Raw genomic sequence first — 15,482 nt, 5'->3', positions numbered from 1 at the left:
GCAACATGCAACACATTCAACGATGACACAGGAAGTCAGGAGCGATATAAAAATGCAAACCAATAGAGCTTATCTTTATGTATGTAATACGATGTCAGATTGGGAATACGGGTATTTAATTGCTGAATTACATTCAGGGAGATATTTCAAGAAAGAATTATCCCCTATGTCCGTTACGACAGTAGGAGTGAGCACGGAAACGATAACGACGATGGGAGGATTGAAAATGAAACCAGATGTCACCATCGATGAAGTTACGCTGGAGGAAAACGATCTGATCATCTTGCCTGGAGGAGATACTTGGAGAGAAGCTATGCATATGCCCCTCCTACAAAACATGAACAAAGCTTTAGAAAAAGGTGCTATTGTGGCTGCAATTTGCGGGGCAACAGAAGGTCTTGCCAATGTCGGAATGTTAGACAGTAGAAAGCATACTAGTAATGATGCAGCATATTTAAAAATGGTTTGCCCTCATTATAAAGGGGAAGCCCTTTATGAAAACAAGCCTGCTGTTGCTCATAAAAACTTAATAACCGCGTCTGGGATAGCCCCGCTAGAATTTGCTTATGAAGTGTTAAACATATTGGATGTATTTGAATCCGATGTGCTGAATGCATGGTACAACCTAAATAAAACGCAAAAAACCACATACTTCTTTGAGCTTATGGATGCTGTGCAGCGTTAATCGCGTTGAAACCAAAAGAACATTCCTATGACAGGTAATGTTCTTTTGGTTTTTGGTGCTATGGATGGTATGATTCATCATCTCCATATTTCAGCTAATTTTCCTCACTTGCATCGTCACTAGGGTTATCCATTATATACCCATCTGCATCATTACTGTCGCCAGTTGCATTCTCTGTTTGTGTTTCATTTTCTTGCTGGTCAACAGTTTCCTGCTGATCATCATTTTCCATTTGTTCAGCATCTTCCTGTTTATCATTACTTTCCTGTGGATCAGTCTCTGCATTTCCATCCGTTGTGGTAGCTTCTTCTTGTGCTGTTATTTCCTCTCCACCTTCTGCTTCTTCGTTCACATTTCCTTCTGTATCTTCAGCATCATTTGTCTCATCTGCATGCTCTTCTTCATTTTCCTTTTCAGTTTGTTGTTGCTCAGCATCGTTATTTTCTTCACTTACAACTTCTTCTTGTTGCTCTGGTTCCGATTTTACTGGTATAGAAGATAAATGTAAATATGCTTCCCGTCGTACGCTCGGATTGTCTGTTATTGCAGGAATGGATGTTGATTCATCTATTTCGTAGTCCGGCTCTACCGCTTGGAACATCATGCGTAGCGCTGCTAATTCATCATCAGAAATAACGACATCTGTGTAGTCATAGTTTTCAGGATGATAACTTCCAAGAACATACTCATAGTGCACTGGAAATGGTATGGAAATAATAGAATCGCTGTTGAACGTATTATAATGTGTCTTAATGAAGTCATACATATCGTTCACACTCATATCTGTCTTTATATTTTCACTCATAATATCTAGTAAATCGATCACTTTTGTGGCGCTACCCCAAGAAAATAACTCTTCTGCTAGTGCACTAACCACTTCTTGCTGTCTTAATCCTCGTTCAAAATCAGAAGATCCGTATTGTGAACCTCTGTCATCTTTACGATGGCGCGCATAGTCTAGAGCATTTTTGCCATCTAATGTTTGCAGTCCTGCTTCAATATTAATGTGCGTTCTATCTGCTGGTAAATTATATATTAATGACCGTTGCACATCGATCTCTATACCGCCGACAGCATCGACTACATCCACTACGGTTTGAAAATTAACCATCACCGTATGATGGATTTCAATGTTTAATAATGCTTCAATTTTTTCACGCAAAGATGCCATACCCGTGCTTATGTAAATTTCATCGTATTGCTTGGAGCCAAGATTTACTTTTCTCCCACTCAAAAAGGACTCATCTTCTAATCCTTTATCCTCAGCATAGTGAAAACCTGTTCCGAAGAAGGAATTGATTTTGCTATACGTATTTGATCCATTTAGTAGCAACAAATCTCGTGGTATGGAAACCAGTTTTATTGTTTCTTCCTTCGGTATAACATGCGCTACCATAATAGAGTCTGTGTTTAATAATGGTTCATCACTGTGAGGACGATAATCCATGCCAAAAATGAGACTATAAAAATCTTCATCATTTTTTAATTTCGGTACAACTTTTGGAGGAGTGACTTCTCCTTTAGAATCCGTTCTTTCTACGGTCGTTTCTTCTATTTTGGAAAACACCTGATATACAAAAAATGAAGCCATAACCACAAAAAGACATCCTGTGATGATGGCAATACGTTTGACGTTTATTTTTTTATTATTGTTACGTTTTCTTGTGACTGGTGGTTTATTATTTTCTAGATTGCTACGAATAATGAATCACTCCTAAAATCCATCTTTTCAAATTTATACGAGGATGAAAATTAAAAGTTGCTCATTATACCAATATTATTGTAATTTAAGGAATTTAAAAGTTTGAACTACAAAATCAAAATAAATATCAAACTAATACATAACACCCATCCACCCAGCACTACACCTATTATCGTAAAAACGCTCTTTTCTTTTTTCTTTTTTAGTTGCCAACAACCGACTGCCCCCAGTAGGAAGCTACTTGCAGCTAAGAGAATTTGTATCGTCAAAAACATATAAAAAAGTTTCTCTGTAGATATCCTAAGTTCACCCGGAGGGTCAAACATAAAATGAAAATAGATGATTACCACATATGCACCGAAAATCGTAATCGACATGAGACTAAGCATAAAAGATGTAAAACCATAGTTCAAATTCAATGATATTCCATCTTCATCTTCATCTTTATACTTTTCAATCAGTGCTTTCCTATCTTCCCACGTATCATCTTTCTCTTCCTCGATAGTCTGGTCCATGACTTGCCCTTTATTTTGATCTGACTGCACCTTACATCTCCCCTCACCAATTTATACACTTCAACACACTACAATGTTCATAACAAAAAAAGCTCCACTAAATAGGGAGCCGCGGCTTTGATTGTTTTGACGTTCTTCTACCGATGATGCCTTTATAGTATCCTTCCACATCGCAAGCTTTCTCTATCACTTGATCAAATTGTTTCGCCAAAATAGAATACGTGAATTGTCTTGTTACACGTTCATACGCCTGTTGTGCTATCCTATCTCTTAACGCAGGATCTGCATGCATGGTGGTCACGGCATCTACAATGCCATCACGATGCAAAGGATCTACGAGCAATCCGGTCTTTTGATGCAACACAGCTTCGGATACACCACCTGAATCCCCAGCGATAACAGGCTTCACACAGCTTGCCGCTTCTAAGTAGACGATGCCAAATCCTTCTACGTCCCCTTTTACTTTGAGCTGTCTGCTCACCATAATAAATACATCACATAAATGATAGAAATGCTCTACTTCTTTTTCATCACCTAGTTTTCCAACGAATACGATATGCTCCCCAACGTTATGGGTTATCGCAAGCTGCTCTAACCGTTCTCGTTCTGGTCCATCTCCTACGATGACGTATACTGCATTCGGTACAGCACGTACTATCCCAGGCAGAGCTTCAATGACTTTGTCATGTCCTTTTCTCCGCACTAGACGCGACACGCTCAGCAACACAAACTTATTTTCCAACTTATATTTTTCTATCAGATCTTGATTCTTTTCTTTTTTACCCGGTATGGACGCTACACCTGGATTGACGATATCTATTTTATGTGGGGAAACCCCGTAACTCATCACGATGCGCTTCGTATATTGACTATTGGCAACGACGCGATGCGCTCTTTTTAAAATCATTTTCGCTATCATGCTTAACACTGGAATGTGTTTAAACTCTAGTACGTCTTTTCCGTGCGTGGATACCATATATTTTCTACCGAATAACACGTTAAAAATCCAACCAATAAGACCAATAAGAATGTATCCGTACATCGTGACTTCAATTTTCTCTTGCTTAATGACACGGTTTGTCTTGCGGAAGAGCTTAATCCAACTTGTCACATTTACTTTTTCATCTCGAAAAAAATCGCCCCGTATAATGCGGTAAGGCTGTTTCGCGTCAAATTGCTCATCGCCCTCATAATGAGGCGCTAAAACCGTGACATTCTGTCCAGAATTTTTGCATAAATGAGAATAATAATTTTGCATTCCCCCTATTCCTGGCAAGAAAACCCCCGTGACCAAAAGCATTTTTCGATCCTTCATGTGTACTTCCAACCTTTCTTTATGGTTGCCCAACTATTAGCGATAATATAAAATAATATTTCACCACATATATTCCAAATGCGAGAAATGATGGCGATTTGTAATGCTACGCTACTGTCCACGTAAAACGAAAGAAAATAAAGCAGCATCCCTTCTCTCACTCCTAATCCACCTGGCAAGGGACTTAACAGCCCAATCAGCCATGCTAGAGCGAACGTTCCAGCAGCATAAAACAGCGAGATATCGGTAATGTAAAAACTTCTAATCAACATCCAATACGATAAACCCATCACAAAATGGCTTATCAGAAAGTATATCAGAAAAAGGTAAAATTTGTTCCTTGGAAGTGTCCACGTGATGTTATTTATCTTTTTTATTTTGCTTAACTTTCTATTTATAAATGAAGTAAGAGGCGTGTAAAAAAAGTGAAATAAAAAAGCACTTATGCCGATCCATATGATGATGAGCTCTGAGATATAACCTATTTCATATAATAAATACAGTCCGTAAATAGCAGCAGCCGTAATTAACAGGACATGTTCATAAAAGATGGTAGCCATCTGATGAGGGACAGAAACCCCTTCTGCTGATGTGAGCATCACTCTACCTATATAGTTCCAAACACCTCCTGGGATATATTTTGCAAATTGTGAGTTGATATAAATATGTAACCCGCGAGACACTGCTATATGTCGATGAGGATAGTTCAATATTTGAATCCAATTCCATCCTTGCATCATTAAAAAAAGCGTAAAAACGGCTAGAGAAGAAAAAAACCATCCATTTATCGTTTTCACATACAAAAAAATCTCGTCTACATTTTTACTCACTTGTTGAACTAAAAAATATATAATGATGAGGGCGGAGAGTAATTTCAAGTAATTCAATAGCGATTTTTTCTTTACCTTCAAGTACAACATCCCCTACCTCTCGTGAAGTCACCGTTACATCTACGATAAAATCTACAGTTACATGTTAAGTTAAATATGTCCATACCTTATATTATTCACTGCATGTAGCATGAATATAATGCATGTCTAACCATTATGTTGAAATCTTCTCAAACATACCGAATCCTTGTGCATTTCTAGAGCCTAGACCCACTGCATGGGCAAACTGAATAAGCGCAGCATCTCCTTCCAGCTCATACGTTCCGTTCCAGGCTGCGATAATAAATCCTCTAAACCTTGTGATGACCTTGTCTCTTTTTGTCACATGTATAGGTTTAATATGTAGTGTACCAGCCGCTTCTTCATTATAATATGCGGCGTACTTTTTCATTATATTAGTAGAAACGAGATGAGAGAACGCTGCATCTTCTGGATCATAATATTGCGTTATTTTTTTCTGCTGATGATTGACAAACGTGCTATGCACCGTAATGGGAGATAACATTTTAATGACACAAACGTTATCCTTTATTTCTACCTTTTCATATTCCAATGATTCCGTCGTGATGCGTTGATGATGCAAATGAAGAGAAGAAGAGGTTGTTAGAGTCTGTCCTAACAGTTGAATAAAGGATGGTAAAATTGAGCTAATATACAATACGACTTCATCTGTAAATATGATCTGCTTCTTTTGCTTATGTATCGTATATTTTCCATACAAACGACTGAACGTAAATAATTTAAATGAACGATTGTCATGTGTATATCCTTCATCATGTAAAAAGGTAGCAAAATGTTCATCTTCCAATGCTTTATAAATAAAGCCTTGTAACAAACTATGATAATCTATCGGTAATACTAGTGGTTTTTGATGACTGCAACGAAAAGTAAGTCTAAGTCTCATTATTTCATCCTCTCACGACAATGTCCAGTAATTGTTAATTTCATCTGTTCACTTTACTTTATTTTCATAATACAGAAAATTCTTATTTCTTTATTTCTGATTTCTCCCATATAATAATAAAACAAGTTCTACACAATTGAAAACATTTGTCCTCATCTTTCATCGTCACTCTATCCTTAATATGAAACTTTGCATCACATCTACCACAAACAAAATGATCATCCTGATTGCTGTGTTCGATAAAGCATCCCTCCCTATGTAATGAAGAAAATGACAATGACATTTTTATTATCCTTATTATATATAATTGTGAAAAACAATCATAGCTATATATTAAAATATTTTCTATAACAAAAAGAACCTTAAAGCAAAACGACGCTTTAAGGTAAAATATTATTGGACTAAGCATCATATCCACTTCATACACCGACGTGTAAGGCTGTGAAGTATGAACTACTTACAGTTGGAAATATTGTAAATCCTGTTCTTAAGATTTAACAAATCACCATCTGTGTTTATTATATTTCATTTAATAAAAAGTTTAAAGTAAATAATAATGTAAATTTTATATAAAAAGTTTATGAGATATCAAATATTTGCACTAAACACCTTTCCCCGTCAATATCTTTGATCATTTCTTCATATTGAATGTCTGCTTGATTTAATGTTTTTTTCCAAAAGTCTATTGCTTCTTTATTTTTTTGTGATTGAAATATAAAGTAATTTCCTTTATACCGTTTAAAAATGTGATGGACGGCTTGACTACCATAGCCATGTCTCCGATATTTCTTCAAAATAAAAATCTCATTCACATAGAAGTCAGCATCACAAGGAGCAAACGGAGGTAAGCTGAGTAACATAAAACCTATCACTTTATCATCAAGCATAATAAAGTATGGTAACAAATCGTTTTTTTCAAAATATAAATATAACCCGTCATACTCGTATAGCCCTTGTTCATTTAATTCCAGATCATCCATGTACTTTGAAAGGTCGTGCAAGTAAAGTGACAATAAGTTTTTCATTATGGTGTGACCTGAATTATCCGCCAGCTTTAATGAAATGGTCTGACTTGTAGTAGTAACCAAAACATCCTTCATTCATCTACCCCCCATACTATCGCTCCACCCATTATACCATGTATTAGTAATTTATTTGTTATTTTTAACTACATATTTTTCGAGAATGTAGATGAGTTGATACATGATCGTGGCAAAGATGGCGATAATAATCATGCTGAGCATCACCAGTGTAAACTGAAATACTTGAAATCCGTAGATAATAAGATAGCCTAGACCTTCTTTTGAAACGAGAAATTCACCGACGATGACACCAACCCACGCTAAGCCTACATTTACTTTTAAGGCAGAAATAATAATCGGTACAGTAGCAGGAAGTACAACCTGTGTGTACAGTTGCAGCTTATTTCCTCCGAATGTTTGAATGACTTTTAGTTTATTTACATCGACTTCTTTAAATCCAGCATAGACGACAAGCGTCGTAATGATGACACAGATGAGAATACCCATCGCGATAATGGAAGTTTGGGTAGGACCAAATGCAACGATGATCATCGGACCCAAGGCTACTTTTGGCATGGCGTTAAAAATGACGAGGTACGGATCGAGGACGCGCGACAAAAAAGGAGACCACCATAACATGGTGGCGATCATGACACCGAATAATGTTCCGAGCAAAAAACCAGCAATCGTTTCATATAGCGTGACAGACATATGAATCCATAAGCTCCCATCGTTCCATTTTTCCCAAAACAGCAGGGCTATTTTTGACGGCATGCTAAATAGTAAAGGATCGATCCATGCTAGTCTAGCAGCAAGTTCCCACAGTCCTATACCACCGACTAAGATGCTTATCTGTGTGAGGAGAATGACTTGGCGTTCACGTTGCTGTTTCCGCTTCTGTGCTCTTTGCAATGTGTTAAGCTGTTGCTGTTCCATCACGGTTTAGAGCCTCCCATATTTCTTGACTAAGTTCTGTGAACATGTAGTGATTTCTAGCATCTACAGGATCGAGACGACGCAGTTCTATCGGAACTTCAAATATTTTTCTAATGCGGCCAGGGTTATGATGAAGAAGTACAACGCGATCCGACATGGCAATCGCTTCTTGAAAATCGTGGGTCACGAGAATACTCGTCATCTGGTGCTTTTCTAGTATGTGTTGCGTCATATTTTCAAGTTGTAATTTCGTCACGACATCTAATGCAGAAAAAGCTTCGTCTAATAAAACTAGTTTAGGTTTGACTGCAATGGTACGCACTAACGCAACGCGCTGTCTCATTCCTCCTGAAAGTTCATGCGGATATTTTTTATACACATCCCCAAGCCCCATTGCCGCTAGTAGTTGGTGTACTTCTTCTTTAATACTTGCGTCGAGTGTTCCCATAATCTTATGGCCTAGCCAGCTGTTTTCTTCGATCGTTTTCCATGGCAGCAAGAAGTCTTGTTGGAACATATGTCCGATATGTTTGGAAGGTTTGACAACCCGTTCTCCTTCCAACTTCACACTCCCAAAAGTCGGTTTTAACAATCCGCTAATGATGGATAGCAACGTAGATTTTCCACACCCACTTGGACCAAGGAAAGAAATGAATTCGCCTTGTTGAATAGCCAAGTTAATCTCTTCTAATGCAAGCAAAGTAGTAGCCTGCTTGATATAAACATGGGAAATGTTTTCGATCGTAACGAAGCTCATCACTCTGACTGCTCCAGCGATGTGTTGGCAAAAGAAGTGTTAACTAAAACCTCATGCTCCACCCATTCTGGCAATTCGCCCGCTTCTTGCATTATATCTTGCAAGTGATTCCATTCTTTTTCATCCAGCAGGGGATGTTCCGCATACGACCCTTGTTGTTTGTAGCGATCAATGACCGTAACCATGATGGAAGCTTCAATATCTTCGAAATATGGCGCCACAACGTCTGCTATTTCTTGTGCCGTATGATTTTGCACCCACTTTTGACCTTCATGTAGCGCAGCGGTAAAATTGGAGGTCACCTCTTCGTTTTCTTCCATATAACTTTGTTTTGCCATGAATACGGTGTAAGGAACGAAGCCAGATTCCAAACCAAAAGAGGCGACAACATGCCCGACTCCTTCTTTTTCAAACACGCTAGCTTGCGGCTCAAATAACTGTACGTAATCTCCTGTACCCGTCGCAAAAGCACTAGCAATATTGGCAAACTCTATATTTTGAATAAGCTCCAGATCTTCTTGTGGATCGATTCCTTTTTGTTTCAGTACATATTCACCGACCATTTGTGGCATGCCGCCTTTTCGCTGTCCGAGGAACGTACTGCCTTTCACATCATCCCAAGAAAAATCATCCGCTTTATTTCTTGCTACGAGGAATGTACCGTCGGTTTGTGTGAGCTGAGCAAAATTAATGACGGGATCTACCGCATCCTGTGCGTACACATAGATCGTAGTTTCGGCACCGATAAGCGCAATATCTGCACCGTTGGCTAATAAGGTGGTCATCGTTTTATCTCCACCCCAAGTGGTGGTAAGTTCAATATTTAGTCCTTTCTCAACAAAAAAACCTTCCTGTATCGCTACATAGAAAGGGGCATAAAATAACGAGCGTGTCACTTCAGCCACGCTAATTCTTTGTTCTGTATTGGTATCTTCACTCGTACAGCTGGTTAAACTGAATGCCAATATAACGCATAATGACAACGTACATATGATTTTTTTCAACGAAAGCACTCCCTTCAAACCTATATATGATGGAATAGAAGTTTACACCTCAGTTGCCAGGCGTAAAGGTTGTGATATGGAGATTTCTCCATCTCATGCATAGTGGTATAAGTTGTACGAATAAGTTCATTCAACTTATGTATTATGTTTAACATATGAGTACACTAGCTCATTGGTGAATAGGAAAAGGGAGGTGTTGTATTTTGTTTGAAGTGAATAGGTAGATTTTAATTATGTATGTTGCATTTTAGAGCCAATTTTAAGCTTACTTGTTTTTTAAAATAAGTAGAAGCCGCATTCCATCACTATATTTAACTATACCAGCATATTCTTTTCCAAAAAATCTTTCGGTATATTCCATAGGTACTGCTGTAAATATGATTTGAGGTAGAATAGAAATTGCACTTCCCGTCGCTAGGTGTTTAATAAAAGGAGGAATAGGCAGAAAAAGCAAGAAGCAACATAAAACAAAGATTGCAATGGAAACGAGAGGACCACCGATAGCAGAGAAAGCTTTTTGTTTTTTACTTAAAACATCCCAGTTTTTAACGTATATAATTCCTTGATTCGGGATGATAAAGCATGTAGGGTTGATGTGAAATTCTATCCCAGCGCACCTTACTTTCCAATATTTATCCCAGTTTCTAATCGGGAAACCAATCTCTATAAGCATTTTCCCATAGGATACTCTATACAACGGTATAGCATGGCCTAACTCATGTAAAACTACAGATAAAGGAAGCATGACAAAATAAATAATTAGCCCTATAAGCACAAATTCCATCCAAAAACTCATGATATATTCCTCCTTACATGCATGTGACATAGTCATGCACACCTATCCTCTCATAAAAGAACAATGCTGCATGACCATTTATACATGTTTATTTATATGGATTATTCATTTTTAAGAATACGTATAAACCTCATCCCATCACTAGGAAGTGAAGCATAACCTTTCCCAAAAAATCTTTCCGTATATACCATAGGTACTGCTGTAAATATGATTTGAGGAAGAATAGCAATTGCACTTCCCGTCGCTAGTTGTTTTATATAAGTAGGAATAGGAAGAAAAAGCAAGAGGCAACATGAAACAAAGATTGCAATGGAAACGAGAGGACCACCGATAGCAGAGAAAGCTTTTTGTTTTTTACTTAAAACATCCCAGTTTTTAACGTATATAATTCCTTGATTCGGGATAATAAAGCATGTGGGATTGATATGATAATCTATCCCTAACAACCTTACTTTCCAATATTTATTCCAATTTCTAATTGGGAAACCAATCTCTATAAGCATTTTCCCATAGGATACTTTATACAACGGTATAGCATGACCTAACTCATGTAAAACTAGAAATAATGGCAGCATAACAAAATAAATGATTAGCCCAATAAGCACAAACTCCATCCAAAAACTCATGATATATTCCTCCTTACATGTATGTTACATAGTCATACACACTTATCCTCTTATGGAAGAAAACAGCTGCATGCCTACTTATACATGTCTATTCATTTCTACTTCAATTGCTGTTGTAACATTTTTAACAGGAACCAGTAAAAATCCACATGATAATTTAAGCTAAGAATAATTTTTTTACTACCTTTAAATGGTAATTAACACAGAGAGTAAACACTTCATGTATACTGATGTTTGTTAACAAATGCTTTATAATATTCATTATTTCTCATAAGTTCAGTATGTGTTCCAGAACCAGTGATATTTCCTTGCTCTAATACATAAATGAGATCCGCATGCATGACAGTAGAGAGTCGATGTGCAATAATGATTGTTGTTCTATCTGCAATTAAATTCTGTACGCCTTTTTGAATGACTTCTTCAGAGTCTGGATCAACATTAGAAGTTGCTTCATCTAAAAGGACAATCGGTGTTTTTTTCAAGAAAATTCTTGCTATTGAAATTCTTTGCTTTTGTCCACCAGATAGTTTCAAACCTCTTTCCCCGACAATGGTACTTATCCCATCAGGAAATTCGTTAATAAATTGTTTAGAATGAGATAATCGCAAACTGACATCAATATCATCTTTTGTTACTGCTCTATTAATACCATATGTCAAATTTTCAAGTATTGTACCATCTATGATTGGTGATTCTTGCAAAACATAACCAATATGTGATCTTAGATTTCCATTAGAAACTTTTTTCACTGAAACTCCGTCAATATATATTTCCCCACTGACAGGATGATAATATTTTTGTAACAAGGAAAAGATAGTAGATTTCCCACTTCCACTAGGACCTACAATTGCAATAACTTTACCTGCGGGTATATTTAAAGAAATGTTGTTGAGAATATCTTTTCTATCGTACACAAAATTTACATTTTTAAAATGTATATCTCCTGTAAAATCTATAGTGTCACCAATACATGTAATTGATTCAGAACTATCTTCATCTGTTTCCTTTAGCAATTCTGATATTCTTTCTGTTGCTCCACGAGTACGTTGAATCTCATTAAAAAATGTTCCCATTTGTGTAACTGGCATAGTCACTCTAAATAAATATAACATATAAGAGACTAATTCACCTGCTGTTAAAAAACCCATGGAGAGACGATAGATGCCAACTCCAATTATTACAAACGTCAACAAGCTTACAATTAAGTTCATGAAAGGATAGTAAAATGCATATATTTTTGATAAAGATATAGCACTAGCTGCAACCGATTCGATTGAATGATTTCCATTCTCTTTTTCGTAATTTTCAGAGTTAGATGACTTAACCAATTTAATTTCACCTAATGCTTGCATTAATTTTTTTGTTAACGTAGCATATTGATCTTGTATATACTTAGAAATATGATAGATTTTCTTGCCAAGAGGGATGATTACTAAAGCAATTAAAGGTAAAATAACTATCATCAATAGCGTCATCTGCCAATCTAGTATCAATAGAAATGAAATGGCACCTATGATTGTTATTGAGTTTACTATAAAATTAACCAAATGATAAGATATTAAACTCATGATTGAAGATGTATCATTGGTTATTCTACTAACAGTCGAACCCGAATTTTGATTATCATAATATGTCATAGGTAAAGATAACACTTTGTTCCATAATTTTTTTCGTAAGTTTGCAACTACGTTAATTCCTATTGTAGATAAAATAAAATAAGCTATTCCTCCACTTATCATTTGTATTAATGATAAAAATATAATTAATACCAGTTCATACATAAAAGGTTCTTTATTAATAAAAGAATCAATGAAGAATTGAGCAAGCCATGGAATCAATAACATGACAATAACTTGTATTAAATTTAGTAATATACCAATAGTAAACAGCTTTTTAGATAATTGACCTTCTGACATTAATATTCTTAGATTTTTACTCCTTTTCATTTTGAACCCCTCAATGTTAACAGATAATTTTTCATATTTTTTTCAAAAATTTCTTGAAATACACTATCAATTTGACTAAAAAGAACCATCCCTCTCGTTCTTTCATAAAAGGTTTTAATCGTATCAAAGCCATATTCTTTTATAAGTGAAATCAAGAAAAAAAAAGATTCATTATACGATTTAGAATAATGTGTATAAAAATGAGTATGGTGAAAAAATGATTCCTTGTATACACTTAATAAAAAGTCATAATCTGGGATTCTATTTTTTGCATCTCCAAAAAATGATTTTTCAATATAAACCGCCATCCCTTCTGCAAAAACAAGAAATAAATGTTCAAAGAAAACATGTGCTAATTCATGTAAAACTTGATTTTCTGTTACATCATCTCTAAAATGAATTGCTTTATGTATAGGACGTCCATATGTATACGCTGCATTCTGACTTCTAAATCCGTGAAAAATCACACAAGGGGGGAATTCAACCTTATACGACTGACTAATATATTTTATGCTCTTATTAATGAGCTCCCTAATATCATGATCGCTTTTAGTAATAATCAAATAGTTCTGTTCTTTTAATATGTTATATTCTCTAATACGATGATGATATAGCGTCAAATACTCTCTAGCTGATTGATCATAAGGGTTAATCTTAAGTATGTTAAAAAATTGCTTGCAAGATGCTTCAAATTGATAGTTTTGAAGAAAAAGTAGTCCCAACGATAGCATGGCTTCACCATCATAAGGATTAGTATTTATATGTTGCGTTAATTTATTTATTGCGTTAACTATTCGACCATGATGCCATTCCTCGTATGCTTCTCTTTTATAATCACTGTACAACCTGCTCTCTCCTTATTCTTAAAAATTAACCTTTTTAAATAAATTATTCATTTTTCAGAGTACGTTTAAGCCGCATCCCATCGCTTCACTTAGATGCGTATCCCTTTCCAAATATATCATAGGAAAAGCGGTAAAAAACAATTGAAATAGTAATGAAATACCACTTGACATCACAACGTATCGTATAAAAAAGGGAATGGGAAGAAAAACAAAAAAAGACTAACAACAAAAATGAAATTATAGGACCACCAATTATAGAAAAATTTTTTTGTTTTTTATTTAAACTATCCAATTTTCAACGAATATTATCCCTTGAATAGGAATGATAAAACATGTAGGATTAATATAAAAATTTATTCCGAAGCGCATTTTTTTCCAATATTTATTCCATTTTTTATTGGAAAACCAAGCTTAATAGTCATTTTTCCGTATGATGCTTTATGCAAAGGTATAGCGTGGCCTAATTCATGTAAGACAAGAAATAATGGCATAGAGATAAAATAAACTATCAATAACGCAAAAATAAAAGTGAAAATAAATTCTAACATATTGCCCTCCTCATTAAAAAATATAAATAGCGAACATGTATTAATATACTCTTCACTTATTACTGCTACATGTTCGCTAAAGCCAATATATTTAATAAATCTGAAGTCCTACATAAAGAATGCTAAAAACCATGTAACTTTTCGTTTTCAAAGAATTTATTTTCCTATATAAGCCGTATAAAGAGGTCCTTCTTGAATTCCATCTATTCCTAAAAATTCAGAGATCAAATTATCGTACCCCCCACCTATATGATGAATACCTATATTTAATGCTGTGCTAACTAATGCCATGTTTTGATTTAAATGACCAGCTTCTAAAAAAAGAAACCTCCATCCTCTTTCACCATACTTTTCAATGACTCTTTCAAAAATTCCTGTTGTAATAATTACCGCACTTGCATTATTTATTTGTTCTGATCTCTCATCATAAATTTTGTTAAGATCTTCAGTCATATCCCCACTTTTCAACAACTCCAATTTTTTATCCATAATATGATAGTGATATAATCCTTTTGGTATATCCTGCACATTATTGATTACCACATATAGTTCCAATGGGTAAAGAGCACCAGGGGATGGCACGGTTCTCATATAATGTTTAACTTCCGTTCCATCTGGTTTATCGAAATGAATATAACGTTGTTGATGAATACCATAGGTGAGACAAATAAGGTTTGAAATTTCCTCTTTAGATAACATAACGTTTTGAAAATTACGTTTTGTACGTCTTGTTAATATAGCTTTATTTAGCTTCATATCCACTTCTTCAAATGATGGTGTGAGGAAAACATTATCTGTTACATCGTATGCTTTAAAATTGCCAGCATTTTTCTCTACAAAGTTTTGATTTAAATATAAATTTATTCTCGCCATATCTTCATTCGAAATTAACGGTATAAATCGTGAGTCATAATAAAATTGCAATCCGATACTTTCATGCTTTGGATATAAATAACCATCAATTTTTCTTTTATCATGTATTATTGGCATT

General features: G+C 35.5%; 16 protein-coding genes. 1 reads left to right on the top strand and 15 read right to left on the bottom strand.

The annotated features are described in order from the left end of the window. The first annotated feature begins 52 nt into the window (after positions 1-52). On the top strand, positions 53-685 hold the full coding sequence (locus D1Z92_RS00875) for a type 1 glutamine amidotransferase family protein (RefSeq protein ID WP_128893871.1): 633 nt from the start codon (positions 53-55) through the stop codon (positions 683-685). Between the two features lie 94 nt (positions 686-779). Here the strand turns inward: D1Z92_RS00875 and D1Z92_RS00870 are convergent, their stop codons facing one another. The 15 genes from D1Z92_RS00870 to D1Z92_RS00800 form a co-directional block, all read right to left on the bottom strand. Continuing rightward, positions 780-2,276 carry an LCP family protein gene (locus tag D1Z92_RS00870; RefSeq protein ID WP_128893751.1) on the bottom strand — a complete coding sequence of 499 codons (1,497 nt, stop codon included), beginning with the start codon at positions 2,274-2,276 and terminating at the stop codon, positions 780-782. A gap of 218 nt (positions 2,277-2,494) precedes the next feature. Beyond that, a complete protein-coding gene (locus tag D1Z92_RS00865; protein WP_128893750.1) occupies positions 2,495-2,932 on the bottom strand; it encodes a hypothetical protein in 438 nt (145 codons plus the stop codon). 67 nt (positions 2,933-2,999) lie between these two features. Beyond that, the gene (locus D1Z92_RS00860) at positions 3,000-4,217 is read right to left on the bottom strand and encodes a glycosyltransferase family 4 protein (protein ID WP_128893749.1); all 1,218 of its coding nucleotides are present in this window, start codon (positions 4,215-4,217) and stop codon (positions 3,000-3,002) included. Next, entirely contained in the window at positions 4,214-5,128 is a 915-nt protein-coding gene (locus tag D1Z92_RS00855; protein ID WP_164931375.1) for a lysylphosphatidylglycerol synthase transmembrane domain-containing protein, read from the bottom strand. Before D1Z92_RS00855 ends, D1Z92_RS00860 begins: the two co-directional genes overlap by 4 nt. Before the next feature lie 133 nt (positions 5,129-5,261). Continuing rightward, on the bottom strand, positions 5,262-6,011 hold the full coding sequence (gene cas6, locus D1Z92_RS00850; protein ID WP_128893747.1) for a CRISPR-associated endoribonuclease Cas6: 750 nt from the start codon (positions 6,009-6,011) through the stop codon (positions 5,262-5,264). Positions 6,012-6,589: 578 nt separating this feature from the next. Then, positions 6,590-7,111 carry a GNAT family N-acetyltransferase gene (locus tag D1Z92_RS00845; protein WP_128893746.1) on the bottom strand — a complete coding sequence of 174 codons (522 nt, stop codon included), beginning with the start codon at positions 7,109-7,111 and terminating at the stop codon, positions 6,590-6,592. Between the two features lie 51 nt (positions 7,112-7,162). Further along, positions 7,163-7,969, bottom strand: a complete 807-nt coding sequence (locus tag D1Z92_RS00840) for an ABC transporter permease (RefSeq protein WP_128893870.1) — start codon at positions 7,967-7,969, stop codon at positions 7,163-7,165. Then, positions 7,950-8,726, bottom strand: a complete 777-nt coding sequence (locus tag D1Z92_RS00835) for an ABC transporter ATP-binding protein (protein ID WP_128893869.1) — start codon at positions 8,724-8,726, stop codon at positions 7,950-7,952. The genes D1Z92_RS00840 and D1Z92_RS00835 overlap by 20 nt, the downstream gene beginning before the upstream one ends. Beyond that, a complete protein-coding gene (locus D1Z92_RS00830; RefSeq protein WP_128893745.1) occupies positions 8,726-9,730 on the bottom strand; it encodes an ABC transporter substrate-binding protein in 1,005 nt (334 codons plus the stop codon). Before D1Z92_RS00830 ends, D1Z92_RS00835 begins: the two co-directional genes overlap by 1 nt. A 265-nt stretch (positions 9,731-9,995) precedes the next feature. Beyond that, complete coding sequence (locus D1Z92_RS00825; RefSeq protein WP_128893744.1) at positions 9,996-10,526, bottom strand: site-2 protease family protein; 531 nt, start codon at positions 10,524-10,526, stop codon at positions 9,996-9,998. Positions 10,527-10,627: 101 nt separating this feature from the next. Continuing rightward, the gene (locus D1Z92_RS00820; protein WP_128893743.1) at positions 10,628-11,152 is read right to left on the bottom strand and encodes a hypothetical protein; all 525 of its coding nucleotides are present in this window, start codon (positions 11,150-11,152) and stop codon (positions 10,628-10,630) included. A 218-nt stretch (positions 11,153-11,370) separates the two neighbouring features. Then, entirely contained in the window at positions 11,371-13,098 is a 1,728-nt protein-coding gene (locus D1Z92_RS00815; RefSeq protein ID WP_128893742.1) for an ABC transporter ATP-binding protein, read from the bottom strand. Further along, entirely contained in the window at positions 13,095-13,943 is an 849-nt protein-coding gene (locus D1Z92_RS00810; protein WP_128893741.1) for a tetratricopeptide repeat protein, read from the bottom strand. Before D1Z92_RS00810 ends, D1Z92_RS00815 begins: the two co-directional genes overlap by 4 nt. Before the next feature lie 353 nt (positions 13,944-14,296). Beyond that, on the bottom strand, positions 14,297-14,491 hold the full coding sequence (locus D1Z92_RS00805) for a hypothetical protein (protein WP_128893740.1): 195 nt from the start codon (positions 14,489-14,491) through the stop codon (positions 14,297-14,299). A gap of 156 nt (positions 14,492-14,647) precedes the next feature. Then, positions 14,648-15,481 carry a SagB/ThcOx family dehydrogenase gene (locus D1Z92_RS00800; RefSeq protein WP_128893739.1) on the bottom strand — a complete coding sequence of 278 codons (834 nt, stop codon included), beginning with the start codon at positions 15,479-15,481 and terminating at the stop codon, positions 14,648-14,650. Between the last annotated feature and the right edge of the window lies 1 nt (position 15,482).

It is taken from the genome of Longirhabdus pacifica, assembly GCF_004115085.1.
GTDB lineage: Bacteria > Bacillota > Bacilli > Paenibacillales > DSM-105158 > Longirhabdus > Longirhabdus pacifica.
The sequence above is the reverse complement of the archived record's forward strand: the minus strand, read 5'-3'. Positions and strand labels throughout refer to the sequence as shown.

What these genes read in the sequence shown, in the direction of transcription:
- D1Z92_RS00875 (WP_128893871.1), top strand. Translation starts at nt 53, where the DNA reads ATGCAAACCAATAGAGCTTATCTTTATGTATGTAATACGATGTCAGAT.
- D1Z92_RS00870 (WP_128893751.1), bottom strand. Translation starts at nt 2,276, where the DNA reads ATGGCTTCATTTTTTGTATATCAGGTGTTTTCCAAAATAGAAGAAACG.
- D1Z92_RS00860 (WP_128893749.1), bottom strand. Translation starts at nt 4,217, where the DNA reads ATGAAGGATCGAAAAATGCTTTTGGTCACGGGGGTTTTCTTGCCAGGA.
- cas6 (WP_128893747.1), bottom strand. Translation starts at nt 6,011, where the DNA reads ATGAGACTTAGACTTACTTTTCGTTGCAGTCATCAAAAACCACTAGTA.
- D1Z92_RS00845 (WP_128893746.1), bottom strand. Translation starts at nt 7,111, where the DNA reads ATGAAGGATGTTTTGGTTACTACTACAAGTCAGACCATTTCATTAAAG.
- D1Z92_RS00840 (WP_128893870.1), bottom strand. Translation starts at nt 7,969, where the DNA reads ATGGAACAGCAACAGCTTAACACATTGCAAAGAGCACAGAAGCGGAAA.
- D1Z92_RS00835 (WP_128893869.1), bottom strand. Translation starts at nt 8,726, where the DNA reads ATGAGCTTCGTTACGATCGAAAACATTTCCCATGTTTATATCAAGCAG.
- D1Z92_RS00825 (WP_128893744.1), bottom strand. Translation starts at nt 10,526, where the DNA reads ATGAGTTTTTGGATGGAATTTGTGCTTATAGGGCTAATTATTTATTTT.
- D1Z92_RS00820 (WP_128893743.1), bottom strand. Translation starts at nt 11,152, where the DNA reads ATGAGTTTTTGGATGGAGTTTGTGCTTATTGGGCTAATCATTTATTTT.
- D1Z92_RS00815 (WP_128893742.1), bottom strand. Translation starts at nt 13,098, where the DNA reads ATGAAAAGGAGTAAAAATCTAAGAATATTAATGTCAGAAGGTCAATTA.
- D1Z92_RS00805 (WP_128893740.1), bottom strand. Translation starts at nt 14,491, where the DNA reads ATGTTAGAATTTATTTTCACTTTTATTTTTGCGTTATTGATAGTTTAT.
- D1Z92_RS00800 (WP_128893739.1), bottom strand. Translation starts at nt 15,481, where the DNA reads ATGCCAATAATACATGATAAAAGAAAAATTGATGGTTATTTATATCCA.